We start from the raw sequence: 18,480 nt of genomic DNA, 5'->3' as shown, positions 1-18,480 counted from the left end.
ATTCTGGCGACGATTCATCACAGCGTGGGGACGCTATGGCAGACGGTGTAGAGGTGCGCGGTAACCGCGTGCGCGTGTATTTCAGGTATCAAGGGGAACTGTGCCGAGAAGCGGTGAGCGGTGATGCAACACCCGCCAATATCGCCAACGCTCAGCGGCTGGCGGGCACCATCAATTACGAAATTCAACAGGGCACCTTCGACTATGCCCGGCACTTCCCCAATTCACCCAAGGTGAAAACCAGCACGCTGGGTTACTACCTGGACCTGCTGCTCGACATCAAGCGCAATGAAATGTCCGCATCGGGCTACAGGGGGCACGCCAGCAAGGTCAGAAACCACATCAGGCCCAAGTGGGGCAACCGGCAGGCCGAGAGCATTGAACACATCGAGGTAACCGCCTGGGTGCAACAGGAGCTGATGGCAAAGCTGCACAACAAGACCATCCGCGACATCGTTAACATCATGCACCAGACCTACACGCTCTACCGCTCGCGCAACAGGTCAGCACACGACCCCACCACCGGCATCACCATCAAGCTGCCAGATACCGAAGAGGTGGACCCGTTCAACCGCGAAGAGATCGAGAAGATCCTCACCCCAGACCCTGACCTACAGCAGGAGATCAACCTCGCCCAGTTCATGCTGTGGAGCGGCCCCCGCGTGTCTGAGGCCATTTCATTGGCGTGGGAAGACGTGATCGATCTGGAGGCCGGTATCGTCCGGTTCCGTCGCGCCCAGGTACGCGGCCACTACAAGGTAACCAAAACCCGGCGCTCAAACCGCGAGCTCAAGCTGCTCAAACCAGCCCACGACGCCCTACTCGCCCAGTTCAAGCTGACAGGGCACTTGCCGCCCGTTGAGGTGGCCGTCACCGAACGGGACAACCGTACCGTGCGCAAAAGCCGGCTGCGGTTTGTGTTCCACAAAACAACCACGCGAGCGGCCTGGACCAGCTCAGACGTGCTACTGAAAAATTGGTGGGTAGGTCATCTGGAGAAACATGGCGTGCGGTACCGCAGCCCAAAAAACTGCCGGCACACTTTCGCCAGCCAAGTGCTGAGCACCGGCGTTGCACCGGTGGAATGGATCGCCGAATACATGGGCCACACCACCACCGCGATGATCCACCGCCACTACGGCACCTGGATACCACGGCGTGCGCACGACCAGCTCGACATAATCGCCGCAGCCCTGAAACTCTGAACCAAAAACGACAAAAGCCGCCCTCAAGAGGCGGCTTTTTCGTGCCTGTTATTCCCAAAGTGTTCCCAAAACGATCCCCTTTAGAGGGGCACCTCTTGCGTTCACCAATGAAAACAACAGCTTATATGGTGCGGACGGGGAGACTCGAACTCCCACACCTCGCGGCGCCAGAACCTAAATCTGGTGTGTCTACCAATTTCACCACGTCCGCTTTGTAGCGCTTCAAACGAAAACGCCAGGCAGTGCCTGGCATTTTCTAAAATAAGTGGGGTGGACGATGGGGATCGAACCCACGACAACAGGAGTCACAATCCTGTGCTCTACCAACTGAGCTACGCCCACCACTACATACTTCTCGTTCACACAGCCTTGCCTGAATGGCACGCCCGGCAGGACTCGAACCTGCGACCATCCGCTTAGAAGGCGGATGCTCTATCCAGCTGAGCTACGGGCGCCCTGTGCATTCTTTCGCCCGTTAGAGCTAAGACGTCCAGATCAACTTGTGACGCTAATCCGGTGCTACCTGGTCGCCTTCCAAACCGGTGTCGCTGTGTTTGTGAAGCGGGGCGAATAATACTGAGCGACGCCCACCACGTCAACGCTCAGAACAAAAAAATTTAATCACATGAGGAAGTTATCCTGATTCCCTGCACTAACCATCAATAGCCGTATGACAATTCAGCACAGTCTTCGGGGTTTTCCGACAACCTGCCCCACTCGCCCTTTTTCCGCAGGGTCCGGCATGCCACAATAGCGCCACTTTTTTCTGCGTCAGGAACCCCATGAACGCCCAACTCATCGATGGCAAGCAGATTGCCGCCAACCTCCGCAAGGAAATCGCCAGCAAAGTCACCGAACGCAAGAATAACGGCCTGCGCCTCCCTGGTCTTGCTGTCATTCTGGTCGGCAGCGATCCTGCCTCCCAAGTGTACGTGTCGCACAAACGCAAGGACTGCGAAGAAGTCGGGTTCCTGTCCCGTTCGCACGACCTGCCGGCTACCACCAGCCAGCAGGAGCTGCTCGACCTGATCGACAACCTCAACGATGATCCGGAAATCGACGGCATTTTGGTTCAACTGCCCCTGCCGGCACACCTGGAAGCCTCCCAGCTGTTGGAGCGCATCCGCCCTGACAAGGACGTTGACGGCTTTCACCCCTACAACATTGGCCGCCTGGCCCAGCGTATGCCGCTGCTGCGCCCATGCACACCGATGGGGATTATCCGCCTGCTGAAGAGCACCGGCGTTGATCTCTACGGCCTGGACGCCACCGTGATCGGCGCCTCCAACATCGTTGGCCGGCCGATGGCACTGGAGCTGCTACTGGCAGGCTGCACCACGACAGTCACTCACCGCTTTACCAAAAACCTGGAAGACCATGTCCGCCGGTCTGATCTGGTCGTAGTTGCCGCCGGCAAGCCCGGACTGGTAAAGGGCGAGTGGATCAAACCGGGCGCGATTGTGATCGACGTAGGCATCAACCGCATGGACGATGGCCGCCTGGTTGGTGATGTTGAGTTTGGTCCAGCCGCCGAGCGCGCCAGCTGGATCACGCCGGTGCCGGGTGGCGTTGGCCCGATGACCCGCGCCTGCCTGCTGGAAAACACCCTGCACGCCTGCGAGCATCTGCACAGCTGAGCAGGCTGCCGCTGCAGACATAAAAACGCCCGGCCAGTGCCGGGCGTTTTTGTTTTCGCGCATACGGTCAGAGCGAGCCGGTCATGCCGCCATCCACCGGCAGATTGATGCCGTTGATATAGGAGGCCGCTGGCGAGGCGAGAAAGCCGACCGCATTGGCGAGCTCAGCCGGTTCAGCAAAGCGCCCTACCGGTACGCGGGCCGCCATACCTGTCGCCACCTGCTCGACTGAGCGCCCGCTGCTGGTGGCTGTGCTGGCAATCAGACTGTTCAGCCTGGGGGTCTGGGTTAACCCCGGCAGCACGTTGTTGACCGTAATGCCATCAGCCGCCAGCTCACTGGACAGAGTCTTGGCCCAGTTCGCGACCGCCGCCCGCACGGTGTTGGAAACGCCAAGACTGGCAAGCGGCTGCTTGACCGAGGTGGACAGCACATTAAGGATGCGGCCGTACCCGGCGCTGCGCATACCAGGCAGCAACTGTTTGAGGATGGCCTGCGCATTGACCATATGCTGCATCAAGGCGTCGGCATAGGCCTCCGGCAGCGCATCACTGGCCCGACCAGGCGCTGGCCCACCCGTATTGTTTAGCCAGATGTGAAACGGACCACCGCGCTCCAGCTCACCGGCAAGCGCCAAGGCCAGGGCAGCGCGATCGGTTGCATCGACAGCAAGGACATCGTGGCGCTGTCCGTGCTCTGCCGGCAGGCTGTCACGGACCCGCTGTAGCTTGTCGAGCGAGCGCGCAAGCACCACAACCTCTGCGCCCTGCGCTGCCAATTGACGGGCGCAAGCCTCGCCCAACCCCTGACTACCACCACAGACCAGCGCACGCCGACCCGACAGATCCAGATTCATGTCATTCCCCCATCGCGTTACCAGAGTCGACCGAGCCTAGCACGCGATGAGAGTCAACACATCAGAACGCGTCGCCGGGCACCCGGACGCTGCCTTCCATCAGGATACGCGCACTGCGGCTCATAATCGCTTTGGTGACAACCCACTGGCCATCAACCTGCTTGGCCTCGGCACCGACCCGCAGCGAGCCTGAGGGATGACCAAAGCGCACAGCCTCGCGCTCACCACCGCCAGCCGCGATATTGACCAGCGTACCGGGAATTGCCGCCGCCGTGCCGATGGCGACCGCGCAGGTCCCCATCATGGCGTGGTGCAACTTACCCATAGACAGCGCACGGGCCAGCAAGTCTACGTCAGACGCCTCGATCTGCTTGCCGCTGGAGGCCTGATAGCTCTTCGGCGGCGAGACAAAGGCGATCTTCGGTGTGTGCTGACGCTTGACTGCTTCTTCCGCAGTTTTGATCAATCCCATACGCAGCGCGCCGGCGATACGAATCTGCTCAAAGCGGGCCAGCTGGGCTGGATCACTGTTGATGTCTTCGCGCAGCTCAGTGCCCTGGTAGCCAATATCTTCCGCATTGACGAACACAGTCGGGATGCCTGCAGTGATCATGGTCGCCTTGAAGGTACCAACACCGGGCACCTCCAGATCATCGACCAGATTGCCGGTGGGAAACATAGAGCCGCCCTCTTCACCGTCGTCGGACGGGTCAAGGAACTCCAGTACGATTTCAGCCGCCGGGAAGGTCACGCCATCCAGTTCGAAATCACCGGTTTCCTGCACTTCACCGTTGGTGATCGGCACATGGGCGATGATGGTTTTCTGAATGTTGGCCTGCCAGATGCGAACAACACAGGTGCCGTTCTGCGGAATTCGCGCCGGATCAACCAGACCGGCGTGAATGGCAAAGGCACCCGCAGCGGTCGACAGGTTGCCGCAGTTGCCGCTCCAGTCAACGAAGGCACTGTCGATCGAGACCTGACCGTACAGGTAATCGACGTCGTGCTCAGGCTGGCTGCTTTTTGAAAGAATCACGCACTTGGAGGTCGACGAGGTGGCGCCGCCCATGCCGTCGATGTGCGCACTGTACGGATCGGGGCTGCCGATCACGCGCATGAACAGCTTGTCACGCGCCTCGCCCGGCACCTGACAGCGCTCGGGCAGATCCTGAAGGCGAAAGAACACGCCTTTACTGGTACCGCCACGAATGTAGGTAGCGGGAATTTTGACTTGGGCTGCATGAGCCATGAAAACGTCTCCTGAAAAGAACACCGGGGCGCAAGCGCCCCGGTTCTGGATCAACCTTGTTCTGACTCAAGGAAGTCCTTGGCGAAGCGCTGCAGCACCCCACCCGCCTTGTACACACTGACATCGGCAGCGGTATCCAGACGGCAGGTCACCGGCACGTCTACCACCTCACCATTGCGGCGATTGATCACCAGCGTCAGATCGCAGCGCGGCGACACCTCACCCTTGATGTCATAGGTCTCGGTGCCGTCCAGCGCCAGCGTCAGGCGTGTGGTGCCCGGTTTGAACTCGACCGGCAGCACGCCCATGCCCACCAGGTTGGTACGGTGAATGCGCTCGAAGCCTTCGGCCACGATCACTTCAACACCCGCCAGGCGCACGCCCTTGGCCGCCCAGTCACGGGACGAGCCCTGACCATAATCGGCACCGGCAACGATGATCAGCGGCTGCTTGCGCTCCATGTAGGCCTCAATAGCCTCCCACATGCGCATGACCTTGCCTTCCGGCTCGACCCGAGCCAATGAGCCCTGACGCACGCTGCCGTCTTCGTTTAGCACCATCTCGTTGAACAGCTTGGGGTTCGCCAGGGTGGCGCGCTGTGCGGTCAGGTGATCGCCGCGGTGGGTGGCGTAGGAGTTGAAGTCCTCCTCCGGCAGGCCCATCTTGTGCAGATATTCACCCGCCGCGCTATCCATCAGGATCGCATTGGACGGCGACAGGTGGTCGGTGGTGATGTTGTCCGGCAGGATCGCCAGCGGACGCATGCCCTTGAGCGCCGGCTTGCGCGCCAGCGCGCCTTCCCAGTACGGCGGACGACGAATGTAGGTCGACATCGGACGCCAGTCATACAGCGGGCTCTCGGCTTCCTGCACACTGCCCAGATCAAACATCGGGATGTAGACCTGACGGAATTGCTCCGGTTTGACACTGGAGGCCACGATGGCGTCGATTTCCTCGTCACTCGGCCACAGGTCCTTCAGGGTGACCGGGTTGCCCTCTTTGTCGGTGCCCAGTGCATCGCGCTCGATATCGAAGCGCACGGTACCGGCAATAGCGTAGGCCACTACCAGCGGCGGCGAGGCCAGGAACGCCTGCTTGGCATACGGATGGATACGACCATCGAAGTTGCGGTTACCGGACAGCACCGCAGTGGCGTACAGGTCGCGGTCGATGATTTCCTGCTGGATTTTCGGGTCCAGCGCACCGGACATGCCATTACAGGTGGTGCAAGCGTAAGCAACGATACCGAAGCCGAGCTTCTCCAGCTCCGGCAGCAGGCCGGCTTCTTCCAGATACAGCCTCGCGACCTTGGAACCAGGCGCAAACGAGGATTTTACCCACGGCTTGCGTACCAGCCCCAGGTCGTTGGCTTTCTTGGCCAACAGACCGGCTGCCACTACGTTGCGCGGGTTGGAGGTGTTGGTGCAGCTGGTAATGGCGGCAATGATTACAGCGCCATCGGGCATCAGGCCGTGAGCCTCTTCCTCTTTACCTGCCTCCCACTTGGCCTCGTCGGAGATACCGCGCTCGGCCAGCGCCGAGGTCGGCAAACGGCGGTGCGGGTTGGACGGACCCGCCATGTTACGGACGACACTGCCCAGATCGAAACGCAGCACGCGCTCGTACTCGGCGGTTTTCAGCGCATCGCTCCACAGCCCCAGCTCCTTGGCGTAGGTCTCGACCAGCGCCACCTGCTCGGGCTCGCGCCCAGTCAGCTTGAGATAGTCGATGGTCTGGCCGTCGATGTAGAACATCGAGGCAGTGGCGCCGTACTCGGGGCACATGTTGGAGATCGTGGCGCGGTCACCGATGGTCAGGCTGTCTGCACCTTCGCCAAAGAACTCGACGTAGGCCCCCACCACGCGCTCCTGACGCAGGAACTCGGTGATGGCCAGGACGATGTCGGTCGCAGTGATGCCGGGCTGACGCTTGCCAGTCAGCTCGACACCGACGATGTCGGGCAGGCGCATCATCGACGGATGACCCAGCATCACGGTTTCGGCCTCCAGACCGCCGACACCAATGGCGATGACGCCCAACGCATCAACGTGCGGGGTGTGCGAGTCGGTACCGACGCAGGTGTCGGGGAAGGCAACACCACCCCGCGCCTGAATCACCGGGCTCATCTTCTCCAGGTTGATCTGGTGCATGATGCCGTTGCCGGCCGGGATCACGTCGACGTTCTTGAACGCAGTCTTGGTCCACTCGATAAAGTGGAAGCGGTCTTCGTTGCGGCGATCTTCGATGGCACGGTTCTTCTCGAACGCATCCGGGTCGAAGCCGGCCGCCTCTACCGCCAACGAGTGGTCAACGATCAGCTGAGTCGGCACCACCGGGTTGACCTTGGACGGGTCACCGCCCTTTTCGGCGATGGCGTCACGCAGACCAGCCAGATCGACCAGTGCGGTCTGACCGAGAATGTCGTGACAGACCACACGAGCTGGATACCAAGGGAAGTCCAGATCGCGCTTGCGGTAAACCAGCTGCTCCAGCGATGCGGTCAGATCTGCCGGATCGCAGCGGCGTACCAGCTGCTCGGCCAGCACGCGGGAAGTATAGGGCAGCTTGGCCCAAGCACCGGCCTGGATCGCTTCAACCGCCTCTTTGGCGTCGAAGTAATCCAGCTGGGTACCCGGCAGGGCTTTGCGGAATTGGGTATTCATCTTACTTGCGATCCTTGAGTGCCACGAACGGCACATCTTCTGGGCCAACATAGTTGGCGCTCGGACGGATAATCTTGCCGTCGATACGCTGCTCGATCACGTGACTGGACCAGCCGGCGGTACGGGCAATCACGAACAGCGGCGTAAACATCGCGGTGGGCACGCCCATCATGTGGTAGCTCACAGCGCTGAACCAATCGAGGTTGGGGAACATCTTCTTGATTTCCCACATCACGCTTTCCAGGCGCTCGGCGATGTCGTACATCTTGGTGTTGTTCTGCTCGACAGACAGCTCGCGAGCTACGTCCTTGATCACCTTGTTGCGCGGGTCAGACACGGTGTAAACCGGGTGACCAAAACCGATGACCACTTCCTTCTTCTCGACACGGGCGCGGATGTCGGCCTCAGCCTCTTCCGGGTTGTCGTAGCGCTTCTGGATCTCGAAGGCGACTTCGTTGGCGCCACCGTGCTTAGGACCACGCAGGGCACCAATCGCACCAGCGATGCACGAGTGCATGTCGGAACCGGTACCGGCGATCACGCGGCTGGTGAAGGTAGAGGCATTGAATTCGTGCTCGGCGTACAGGTTGAGGCTGGTGTGCATGGCACGCACCCAGGACTCGCGCGGCTTCTCGCCATGCAGCAGGTGCAGGAAGTGACCACCGATAGAGTCGTCGTCGGTCTCAACGTCGATACGCTTGCCGTTGTGGCTGAAGTGGTACCAGTACAGCAGCATGGAGCCGAACGACGCCATCAGCTTGTCGGCGATGTCACGGGCGCCCGGGTGATTGTGATCGTCCTTCTCGGGGGACACACAACCCAAAACCGATACACCGGTACGCATCACATCCATCGGGTGAGCAGACGGCGGCAGCTGCTCAAGGGCGGCCATGACCGCAGCCGGCAGGCCGCGCAGCGCCTTCAGCTTGGCCTTGTAACCCGTCAGCTCGGCGATGGTCGGCAACTTGCCGTGGACCAGCAGGTGAGCGATTTCTTCGAATTCGCAGGTGGTGGCCACATCCAGGATGTCGTAGCCACGGTAGTGCAGATCGTTACCACTGCGACCGACGGTGCACAGCGCGGTGTTGCCGGCAGCCGTGCCGCTCAGGGCGACGGACTTCTTCGGCTTGAAAGTTGGGGTCTCGGTGTTGGACGTCATGGCGTTGGTCTCCTCACGGATCGTTCTTATAAATGAATGTTGGCCTCGTCTAGCGGGGCCAGTGCCAAGGTTTACTTTTTGCCGGCGGCAAACAGGTCGTCCAGCTTCTGCTCAAACGCGTGATAACCGATGCGATCATAGAGCTCCGCACGGGTCTGCATGGTGTCAACCACGTTCTGCTGGTGACCTTCGGTGCGGATCGCGTTGTATACGTTCTCAGCGGCCTTGTTGGCGGCGCGGAAGGCAGACAGCGGGTAGAGCTGGATGGCGACGCCAACCGACGCCAACTCGTCGCGGGTGAACAGCGGTGTGGCACCGAACTCGGTGATGTTGGCCAGGACCGGCACGTTCAGTTCCTTGACGAAACGCTCGTACGTCGGCAGGTCGTAGGCGGCCTCGGCGAAGATGCCGTCGGCACCTGCCTCAACGTACGCCTTGCAACGCTCGATCGCCGCATCCACACCTTCAGCCTGAATGGCATCGGTACGGGCAATCAGGAAGAAGTCCGGATCGGTCTTGGCATCAACTGCCGCCTTGATGCGGTTGACCATCTCCTCGGTGGAGACGATTTCCTTGCCCGGACGGTGACCACAGCGCTTGGCACCCACCTGATCTTCAATGTGAGCTGCGGCAGCGCCGGCCTTGATCAGGCTCTTGACGGTACGCTCGATATTGAACGCGCTCGGACCAAAGCCGGTGTCGATGTCGACCAGCAGCGGCAAGTCGCAGACATCGGTAATGCGGCGCACATCGATCAGTACGTCTTCCAGAGTATTGATACCCAGATCCGGCAGACCCAGCGAACCGGCGGCGACACCACCGCCAGACAGGTAGAGAGCCTGGAAGCCGGCGCGCTTGGCCAGCAGTGCGTGGTTGGCGTTAATGGCACCAATGACCTGCAACGGACTTTCGGCAGCAAGTGCTTCGCGGAAACGTTTACCCGGGGTTTTCGACATCAGACTGTTCCTCCTGAGGAAGTGACAGCATCGCCCTGCTCCTGCAGTCGACGCTCGATGTTGCGGCGTGATGCGCTGATATGACGACGCATCAGCATTTCCGCCAGCTCGCCATCGCGATCGGCAATGGCCTGAATAATGTTGTGGTGTTCGGCAAAGGCTTGCTTCGGCCGTTTGGGGGTAGTCGAGAAACGGTAGCGGTACATGCGCACCAGCTGATAGAGCTCATCGCAGAGCATGTGACTCAGGGTTCGGTTCTTGCTCCCCTGCACGATCAGATAGTGGATATCCAGATCGCCTTCCTGCTGATAGTAGGACTTGTTGGCTTTCAGACCACTGTGCTGCTCATGCATGGCGAGCACGTCGCGCAGTGCGGCGATCTCATCCTCAGTCATATTCTGCGCAGCCAGCCGACAGGCCATACCCTCCAGCGCTTCACGCACGTGATACAGCTCGATCAGCTCAGCGTAGTCCAGCGACACCACCCGTACGCCAGCATGGGGAATGCGTACGACCAGACGTCGCCCTTCAAGCCGGCGGATAGCTTCACGCAACGGGCCGCGACCAATACCGAAGGTGGTCGACAGGTATTGCTCGCTAATACGGGTGCCGGGTGCGATCTCGCCTTTGACGATCGCCGCCTGGATACGTTCGAAGGCACCATCGGACAGTGTCTGGGTGGGCCCGTCAAGAGTAGCTTCAGCCAATTGTCTACAATCCTGTTTGCGGAGTTGGAAACAAGGAGAATTTTGCGCCCCATCAACAAGAATTGTCAACAATCCATCAGCAGCCGGGCTTTGTTCTATGCTGAAACAGCCGTTTTGCACCAACATTGTCGGCAACACCGAGGGAACCCCTCGACATCAGGCAGGTCTGCCGGAGGGCCAAAAAAAAGGCTCTGCGGGGTATCTACGAGGCGCCGTGCGCACATGCTAAGATGCCGCCAGCCTGCCGCGCCTGCCGGAGTGCTCTACAGTCAGGCCGACCTAAAACAGTTGTTGAGATAACTATGCAATCAATAAATCTGCACCTGAAGATCCTGATCGCCACACTGGTGGCACTCGGCGTACTTATTACCGGTTACCAGATCTACGTCCTCGACATCCCGGTTACCGAGGATGAAACCGACGATATCTGGAGCCTGGATGCAAAAGTCGAGTTTCGCGCAACACCCGGCACCCCGATCAAGGCGCAGTTCTTTATTCCACCGCTCAATCAGGATTACGTCAGCCTGAATGAGAGTTTTATCTCCAACAACTATGGCGTCAGCGTCAACAATCAGAAAGGCAACCGTCGGGTTACCTGGTCATCGCGTCGTGCCAGCGGTACCCAGACGCTGTATTACCGTCTGGTGCTGACCCAACGCTACAGCGAAGAGCAAGCCAAGGCAGCGCCGCCGCCAACACCGCAACCGATTCAGCTGGAAGGCCCGGAGCAGGTTGCGGCTGACGCGCTGATCAATCCGATTCGCCAGCACTCGGCCGACATCGAGACCTTCATCAGTGAAACCATTCGCCGGGTAAACGACATTACCGACGATAACGTCAAGCTGCTGCTGGCCGGCGGCACCACTGCCATGGACAAGGCCCGAGTCATTGATCTGCTGCTATCTAACGCGCGCATCCCGCTGGAACTGGTTCACACCATTCGCCTGGAAAACGCCGACACCCAGACCCCGGAACTCTGGCTGCGCAGCTATAACGGCGAACGCTGGCTGTATTTCCATCCCGAAACTGGCCAACAGGGCATCCCTGACAACCGCCTGGTCTGGTGGACCGGCAACGACCCACTGCTGGCGCTGGAAGGCGGCCGTCAGGCCAACGTCACCCTGACCGTCAGCAACAGCGAGATGAACGCCCTTCGGCTGGCCAAGCTGACCACTCAGAACAGCGCTTCCGCCCTGCTGGAGTACTCGCTGTACGGCCTTCCGCTGCAGGCCCAGCGCGTGTATCAGGTGATGATCATGATCCCGGTTGGCGTACTGGTCATTCTGATTTTGCGCAACCTGATCGGCATGCAGACCCTAGGGACCTTCACCCCGGTACTGATCGCCCTCGCCTTCCGCGAGACCGAACTCGGCTGGGGTATTGCGCTGTTTACCCTGATCACCGCGCTGGGTCTGTCGTTGCGTTCCTATCTTGAACACCTCAAGTTGCAGATGCTGCCGCGCCTGTCAGTGGTATTGACCTTTGTGGTACTGGTCATCGCCGCCATCAGCCTGTTCAGCCACAAACTGGGGATGGAAAAGGCACTGGCCGTTTCGCTGTTCCCGATGGTGATCCTGACCATGACCATCGAGCGCCTGTCCATCACCTGGGAAGAACGGGGCGGCGCGCAGTCACTCAAGGCCGCCATCGGCACCCTAATTGCCGCAACGCTGGCACACCTGCTGATGACCATTCCGGAGCTGACCTACTTCGTCTTCACCTTCCCGGCTGTGCTGCTGATTCTGGTGGCCTTCATGCTGGCGATGGGTCGCTACCGCGGCTACCGCCTCACCGAGTTGATGCGCTTCAAGGCGCTGACCAAGAGCTGAGGAAACGACATGTTCTTCTGGAAAACCTGGAAAGCGCTGTCCGACGCGGGCGTCATGGGGATTAACCGTCGCAACGCTGACTACGTACTCAAGTACAACAAGCGTCACCTGTACCCGGTGGTGGACGACAAGATCCTGACCAAGGAGCGCGCCATCGCCGCCGGCATTCATGTGCCCGAACTGTACGGCATCATCGAAACCGAGAAGGACTTTGACACCTTCGACAGCATCGTCGCCGAGCACCGCGACTTCGTCATCAAGCCGGCGCAGGGCGCTGGCGGCGACGGCATCATTGTCATCGCCGACCGCTTCGAAGGGATGTACAAAACCGTCGGCGGCAAGATCATCAGCCGCGACGAGATCGGTCACCACATCTCCAGTATCCTGTCGGGGCTTTACTCGCTGGGTGGCCACCGTGACCGGGTCCTGATCGAATATCGCGTCACCCCGGACCAGATTTTCAAAAGCATCAGCTACGAGGGCGTGCCGGATATCCGCATCATCTGCCTGATGGGCTACCCGGTGATGGCCATGCTGCGTCTGCCGACCCGTCAGTCCGGCGGCAAGGCCAACCTGCACCAGGGCGCAATCGGCGTTGGTGTCGATCTGGCCACTGGCATCACCCTCAAGGGCACCTGGCTGAACAAGATCATCAGCAAGCACCCGGACACCACCAACGAGGTGGACGGCGTGCAACTGCCAGACTGGAACGGCTTCATGCACCTGGCCGCCTCCTGTTACGAACTGTCCGGCCTGGGCTACATCGGCGTGGATCTGGTGCTGGATCAGGACAAGGGGCCGCTGATTCTTGAGCTGAACGCGCGCCCCGGTCTCAACATCCAGATCGCCAACGACGCGGGCCTGACCACCCGTGCCCACATCGTCGAACGGCACGTCGCACAGCTCAAGAAGGAGGGTCGCGAGGAGTCCGCCGAGGAACGCGTTGCCTTCTCCCAGCAGCATTTTGGCAAACTGCCGGGGGCTCCAATGTCCAGCGATGAGGCAAACGCCAGCACCGCATGACCGGAGACACTCCCGAGTACCGCCTGCACGAGCTGCCCTATCAGGCCAATCCGATCCCTCGGCTGGAGGCTGTCCGGGCGCTTGGCGCGCCGGTGCTGCTCGACTCGGCAGACAGGCGCAACCAACTGGGCCGCTACAGCCTGCTGTGCGCGGGGCCACTGCTGCAGATTGTCGACGACCAGCCTCCCGCACAGGTGCAACAGCACCTGCGTGCGGCTCTGCAACAGCTAGGGCCTGCCCGCTGGCCTAATGACCTGCATCTGCCGTTTGGCGCAGGACTGGTCGGTTATCTCGCCTACGACTACGGCCGCCAGCTGGAAACCCTCCCCAGCCATGCCCGTCACGACCTCGCTCTGCCGGATCTGAACTTTGGCCTCTATGACTGGTGTCTAGTCAGCGACCATCAGCGTCAGCGCTGCTGGCTGGTCTGCCACCCGCAGGTTGACCTCGTGCGGCAACAAGCACTGCTGGCACGACTGCAGAGCAGCCCGCCGGCTCGTGGCCCTTTCAAACTCAAAAGCCCGTTTTCGGCCGAGCAAGACAAGGCCCAATACGCCCACGCGTTTGCCCGCATTCAGAACTACATCCAGGCCGGCGACTGTTATCAGATCAACCTGGCGCAGCGCTTCAGCAGTCGCTATACCGGAGATCCGCTGACGGCTTACAGCGCCCTGCGCGAACGCAGCCCAACCCCCTTCTCCGCCTACCTGGAAACGACCGAAGGTGCGCTGCTCTGCCTGTCACCCGAGCGTTTTATCGAGATGCGCGACGGCCGCGTCGAAACGCGACCAATCAAGGGCACGCGCAGGCGCAGCGGTGAACCGGAAGAAGATCGAGCCCTGGCCGACGAACTGCAGCAGTGTGAGAAGGACCGGGCAGAAAACCTTATGATCGTCGACCTCCTGCGCAATGACCTCGGCCGCAGCTGCGAGCCGGGCAGCATCCGGGTGCCGGAACTGTTCAGCCTGGAAAGCTACCCGAACGTGCACCACCTGGTAAGCAGCATCACCGGACGGCTGCGCAGTGACTGTGATGCCATCGACCTGCTGATGCACGCCTTCCCCGGCGGCTCGATTACCGGTGCGCCAAAGATACGGGCCATGCAGATCATCGAGGAACTGGAACCGGTGCGCCGCAGCCTGTATTGCGGCAGCGTCGGCTACCTCGGCTGCGAAGGCCAGATGGACTTCAATATCACCATTCGCAGCCTTGTGTGTCATGCCAGCCACATTTACTGCTGGGGCGGTGGCGGCATCGTCGCCGACTCCGAACTGGATGCCGAATACCAGGAAACCCTGACCAAGGTTGGCAACCTGCTGGATGCCCTGCACCAAGCCCAGTAAAGCGCCCCCCTTGTTGAAGGACAAAAAGAAGCCCGGTCTGAACCGGGCTTCTTTGTCTGCCAATGCTCACATCACGCCGGAGCAACCGCCTCATCTTCGGCATCAGCCAGTTCGGCATCGGACGCCATCGCCGCCTCCATTCGCCGCGAGTCCGCCACAAAGTGACGCGCGCCCATCAGCAGGGCCAGCATCGCCGCAAGCAGCGCAACCGGGATAGAGATCATCGCGTCGTGCAGACCCTGCGCCTTGAAGACCTCACTCATTTCTGCAGCACCCGCCGCAACCCGTGCGGCCTCGGCAAACTGATCCGACAGCAGACCAACCACAACGGGGCCCATACCGCCACCCAGCAGATACAGACAGGCGAAGAACAGGGCCACCGCGGTACCGCGCAGACGTGGCTCAATTACGTCCTGAATCGCGGTGTAAACGCTGGTGAAGTAGTTGTAGGAGAACAGCCAGCCGATCGCGAATACGGTAATGAACAGACTGATCGCAATCTCGTCCTGCAGCAGCGCATAACCGGTTGCCAGCGCCGAAACCAGCATGCTGATCGCGCCAAACATCAGTCGGCCAGTGGCCCAGCGCTGATGCACCTTGTCGGCAATCCAGCCACCGGTGGTCAGGCCGATCAGGCCAGTGACACCAACAATTACCCCGGTAGAAACAGCCGCTTGCTGCAGCGACAGATGGAAGTAACGTTGCAGCATCGGCACCATGAACGAGTTACAGGCATAAGACGCGAAGTTGTAAGCCAGACCGGCCAGCGTCAGCCACCAGAAGGTGCGTACAGCAAAAATCTTGCGCATCGGCTTGTCGACCGGCTGGGTGCTGGTCCGCACCACTTCGGCGGCGCCACGTGCCGGTTCCTTGATCATGAAGACAAACACGGCCAGCAACAGCCCCGGCACAGCAGCAATGTAGAATGGCGCGCGCCAGCTATCGAACGCCTCCACCATTGCGCCCACAGTAAAGAATGCCAACAGCAGGCCAAGCGGCAGGCCAAGCATGAATATCCCCATCGCCCGGGCCCGCTTGTGCGCCGGGAACAGATCACCAATCAGGGAGTTTGCAGCAGGCGCATAGCTCGCCTCGCCCACGCCGACCCCCATGCGAATGATCAGGAAACTCCAGAAGTTCCAGGCAGCGCCGGTCAACGCCGTAAAACCGCTCCAGACTGCCAGCCCCCAGCCCATGATCTTGCGGCGCGAACCAATATCAGCCATACGCCCCAACTGAATGCCGGCCAGCGCATAGATCACCGTGAAGGCGGTTCCCCCCAGCCCAAGCTGAAAGTCGCTCAGATCCCACTCCATTCGCAGCGGCTCGATAATGATGGCCGGGATGGTGCGATCGAAAAAATTGAACATGTTCGCCAGGAACAGCAGGAAGAGTACCCGCCAGGCGTTTTTCGCCTGTTGTGGCTGTTGCATGAGCTGACCTCTCTTGTTATTCAACCTTGCCAGAGCAAGGGAAGAGCCTCTGGATTGGGCATTTCGACCAGTCTCACCGATCCCGACAGGGACCGAAACCAATAAGCGTCATATGATCACAGCGCTATCAATTAGCTGAATGGCCGTCTCTGTCGCCCCCTTGCCCGTATCGCCCCTGTGACGACGCGCAGGTTAAGTAGCACCGATAGCCGTCGCTAAGCTGTTCAATACCCTCGCAGGAAGACGAGCTGACGGTTGGGCTGCACTCCCCAACGACGAAGCCCTGCGCCAGCGCGGCGCTCGGACTGTCGACCGGCTGTTCGACCCGTTGCTCAATACGATAGGCGCCAGCAGCCGGGCCGAGCGCTCTCAGGGCAAGAAAGCACAGCCTGACAGGTCATACCTCAAAGGCGTAACGTCAACAGCGCAGCCACAATCAACGCCCCCGCTGCGGCCAGCAACGCACTGTTAAAGCTGAGAAAAAGGGTGTGCAGCCGGTCGGCCATCAAGGGGCCAGCAATCTGGCCAACCCCGTAGGCCAGGGTCATGACGGCCATCAGGTTGAGCTTCGCGTGACGGGCAGCCTGCTGCGCGGCCGGCATGGCGATGGTAACCGTGCCCATGAAGGTGCCCCCGACCAGCAAGGCGCTCAGCAAAAAGCCAGTCGTCGTCGGCAACATGGCTGGCAGCGCGACGCCACCGGCCTGAATCAGCAGATTTACCCGTAGTGCAGCGCGCGATCCCAGTCGCTGATGGACCCGGTGCCAGATAAAGCAGGACGGTGCCGCACCCAACCCGAAAACCGCCCAGACATGGGCTGCGTTCAGGTCCGGAAAGCTGTCGCGCACCAGCACCGGCAGATAGGTTGCCGTCACGATGTAGCCCAACCCCGCCAAACCGTAGAGCACCACCAGGGGCCAGGCTGCGACCGGCGCGGCGCTCTGCCCTGACGCCGTACCCGGGGCGGCAGCGACCACAGCCCGATCGAGCAGCAGACCAGGCAACGCCAGCAGGCTCAAAGCGAAGCAAACTACGCCCAGCAGCAACCATAAACCTGCGCTGTGCAAGCCAAACGCGCCACCCAACACCAGCAGCTCGGCAGACACAGCAATACCCAGACCGACCCCGGCATACAGCAACGGCGCACCGGCAAACTGCCGGCGATGCTCAAACAACCAAAGCGAGCCAGCCACCATCGCCACCGCACTCAGCACACCCGCCAGCAGTCGCACAACCACGATGCCCCAGGTCGCGGTGACCACGGCCTGCGCCGCCAGGCAAGCCGATGTCCCCAGCATGGCCACGACGCACAGCAGGTGCGCCCGATGACTGCGCGTCCACATCAGCAGCAGCGCACCGAGCAGGTAGCCAGCGTAGTTGGCCGAGGCGGCCAGACTTCCGCCCTGCAACGTCAGCACGCCCTCCTCGACCATCAGTGGGTATAGCGCGGTAAAGGCAAAGCGACCGAAGCCCATACCGATCACCAAAATCAGCGCCGCCTCAGCCGCGCTGCGCAAATCAGACTGTCGGTGCATCAGGGACCTCCGGCAACAACGCCTGCAGTCGCTCGAATGCGGGCGTGGCGTAGTGCTGTCGCCAGACCAGCAGGGTATCGGCCTGCACCACCGGCAGCGTCTGCAGCTGACCATGGGCCGGGCTGAGCATTAACACACTCTCAGGCAACAACGAGACACAGGTGCCTGCCGCCACGCAGGCAATCATCGCGTGATAGGAATTCATCTCCTGCACGCGCCACTCGAGCGAGCCCGGCACGCCCAGCAATTGCTCGGCGATGCCGCGATACGTACACCCCTGAGGAAACGCCGCCAGCGAACGCAGCGCGATGGCACCCACGCCCTCCGCTGGTAGCGCATCGGCCGGCAGCGCCAGCAACAGCTGTTCACGCCATACTGCACACCCTTGCAGCCCCAGCTCAGACAGGCCGTCCAGGCCACCGAAGTCCGCCGGCAGAGCAACGAAGGCGCAGTCCAGCTGACCGTTGCGCACCTTTTCCAATAATGGCCGCGACGGCCCCGTCTGCAGCTGCAGGTGCGTCTGCGGATATTGCCGATGATAGCTCGCCAACACCGCCGGCAAGCGCGCAGCCGCGGTGCTCTCCATGCTGCCGATGCGCAAGCCGCCGGCGTGTCCGCCGGCGCTGACAACATGTCGCGCCTCCTCCTCCAGCGCCAGTAATCGGGCGGTATATTCGACCAAGCGCTCGCCAGCGGCCGACAGCGACATGCGCTTACCAGCACGGCTGAACAGCTCGATGCCCAACTCACCCTCTAGCTGCTGAATCCGCGTGCTGACGTTGGAGGGCGCACGCCCCAGACGCGCCGCTGCGCGAGTAATGCTCAGTTCGGCGGCAACGGCAGAAAAAATACGCAGGGTTTCGCTGTCCATATAATTCTCATTGA

General features: G+C 60.9%; 14 protein-coding genes and 3 tRNA genes. 5 read left to right on the top strand and 12 right to left on the bottom strand.

From position 1 onward, the window contains the following. Window positions 1-35 precede the first annotated feature (35 nt). Window positions 36-1,205 (top strand): Arm DNA-binding domain-containing protein, encoded by a 1,170-nt coding sequence (locus C1949_RS11500; RefSeq protein ID WP_104738616.1) that lies wholly within the window; start codon window positions 36-38, stop codon window positions 1,203-1,205. A gap of 126 nt (window positions 1,206-1,331) precedes the next feature. Here the strand turns inward: C1949_RS11500 and C1949_RS11495 are convergent. The 3 genes from C1949_RS11495 to C1949_RS11485 form a co-directional block, all read right to left on the bottom strand. Continuing rightward, window positions 1,332-1,416: transfer RNA gene (locus tag C1949_RS11495), tRNA-Leu, on the bottom strand. A gap of 55 nt (window positions 1,417-1,471) precedes the next feature. After that, window positions 1,472-1,547 (bottom strand) — tRNA-His (locus tag C1949_RS11490). A 36-nt stretch (window positions 1,548-1,583) separates the two neighbouring features. Next, a tRNA-Arg gene (locus C1949_RS11485) sits at window positions 1,584-1,660 on the bottom strand. Window positions 1,661-1,987: 327 nt separating this feature from the next. Between C1949_RS11485 and folD the strand changes: the two genes are divergently transcribed. Continuing rightward, on the top strand, window positions 1,988-2,842 hold the full coding sequence (folD, locus tag C1949_RS11480) for a bifunctional methylenetetrahydrofolate dehydrogenase/methenyltetrahydrofolate cyclohydrolase FolD (RefSeq protein ID WP_104738615.1): 855 nt from the start codon (window positions 1,988-1,990) through the stop codon (window positions 2,840-2,842). Between the two features lie 67 nt (window positions 2,843-2,909). Here folD and C1949_RS11475 read toward each other — a convergent pair whose 3' ends face one another. The 6 genes from C1949_RS11475 to C1949_RS11450 all read right to left on the bottom strand — a co-directional run bounded on the left by C1949_RS11475 (window position 2,910) and on the right by C1949_RS11450 (window position 10,432). Next, window positions 2,910-3,698 carry an SDR family oxidoreductase gene (locus C1949_RS11475; RefSeq protein ID WP_104738614.1) on the bottom strand — a complete coding sequence of 263 codons (789 nt, stop codon included), beginning with the start codon at window positions 3,696-3,698 and terminating at the stop codon, window positions 2,910-2,912. 61 nt (window positions 3,699-3,759) lie between these two features. Then, window positions 3,760-4,947 (bottom strand): 2-methylaconitate cis-trans isomerase PrpF, encoded by a 1,188-nt coding sequence (gene prpF, locus C1949_RS11470; protein WP_104738613.1) that lies wholly within the window; start codon window positions 4,945-4,947, stop codon window positions 3,760-3,762. A 50-nt stretch (window positions 4,948-4,997) separates the two neighbouring features. Continuing rightward, entirely contained in the window at window positions 4,998-7,610 is a 2,613-nt protein-coding gene (gene acnD / locus C1949_RS11465; RefSeq protein WP_104738612.1) for a Fe/S-dependent 2-methylisocitrate dehydratase AcnD, read from the bottom strand. 1 nt (window position 7,611) lies between these two features. Further along, window positions 7,612-8,769, bottom strand: a complete 1,158-nt coding sequence (gene prpC / locus C1949_RS11460) for a bifunctional 2-methylcitrate synthase/citrate synthase (protein ID WP_104738611.1) — start codon at window positions 8,767-8,769, stop codon at window positions 7,612-7,614. Window positions 8,770-8,840: 71 nt separating this feature from the next. Then, a complete protein-coding gene (prpB, locus tag C1949_RS11455) occupies window positions 8,841-9,725 on the bottom strand; it encodes a methylisocitrate lyase (RefSeq protein WP_104738610.1) in 885 nt (294 codons plus the stop codon). Continuing rightward, window positions 9,725-10,432 carry a GntR family transcriptional regulator gene (locus C1949_RS11450; RefSeq protein ID WP_229744435.1) on the bottom strand — a complete coding sequence of 236 codons (708 nt, stop codon included), beginning with the start codon at window positions 10,430-10,432 and terminating at the stop codon, window positions 9,725-9,727. Before C1949_RS11450 ends, prpB begins: the two co-directional genes overlap by 1 nt. Before the next feature lie 302 nt (window positions 10,433-10,734). Here C1949_RS11450 and rloB point away from each other — a divergent pair, with 302 nt between their 5' ends. From rloB to pabB, 3 genes are read left to right on the top strand one after another with little or no spacing between them, the layout of a single operon-like run. Continuing rightward, window positions 10,735-12,261, top strand: a complete 1,527-nt coding sequence (gene rloB / locus C1949_RS11445) for an osmotic stress tolerance membrane protein RloB (RefSeq protein ID WP_104738608.1) — start codon at window positions 10,735-10,737, stop codon at window positions 12,259-12,261. Window positions 12,262-12,270: 9 nt separating this feature from the next. Next, window positions 12,271-13,284: an alpha-L-glutamate ligase-like protein gene (locus C1949_RS11440; RefSeq protein WP_104738607.1), complete on the top strand. Its 1,014-nt coding sequence runs from the start codon at window positions 12,271-12,273 to the stop codon at window positions 13,282-13,284. After that, complete coding sequence (gene pabB, locus C1949_RS11435; protein ID WP_104738606.1) at window positions 13,281-14,627, top strand: aminodeoxychorismate synthase component I; 1,347 nt, start codon at window positions 13,281-13,283, stop codon at window positions 14,625-14,627. The genes C1949_RS11440 and pabB overlap by 4 nt, the downstream gene beginning before the upstream one ends. Window positions 14,628-14,698: 71 nt before the next feature. Here pabB and C1949_RS11430 read toward each other — a convergent pair whose 3' ends face one another. The 3 genes from C1949_RS11430 to C1949_RS11420 form a co-directional block, all read right to left on the bottom strand. Further along, window positions 14,699-16,060 (bottom strand): spinster family MFS transporter, encoded by a 1,362-nt coding sequence (locus C1949_RS11430; protein WP_104738605.1) that lies wholly within the window; start codon window positions 16,058-16,060, stop codon window positions 14,699-14,701. 404 nt (window positions 16,061-16,464) lie between these two features. Next, window positions 16,465-17,595 carry a YbfB/YjiJ family MFS transporter gene (locus C1949_RS11425; RefSeq protein WP_104738604.1) on the bottom strand — a complete coding sequence of 377 codons (1,131 nt, stop codon included), beginning with the start codon at window positions 17,593-17,595 and terminating at the stop codon, window positions 16,465-16,467. Further along, a complete protein-coding gene (locus C1949_RS11420; RefSeq protein ID WP_104738603.1) occupies window positions 17,579-18,466 on the bottom strand; it encodes a LysR substrate-binding domain-containing protein in 888 nt (295 codons plus the stop codon). Before C1949_RS11420 ends, C1949_RS11425 begins: the two co-directional genes overlap by 17 nt. Between the last annotated feature and the right edge of the window lie 14 nt (window positions 18,467-18,480).

The organism is Halopseudomonas oceani (assembly GCF_002903165.1).
GTDB classification, from domain to species: domain Bacteria; phylum Pseudomonadota; class Gammaproteobacteria; order Pseudomonadales; family Pseudomonadaceae; genus Halopseudomonas; species Halopseudomonas oceani.
Note: the sequence above shows the minus strand (reverse complement) of the source record. Positions and strands in the feature narration are given on the sequence as shown.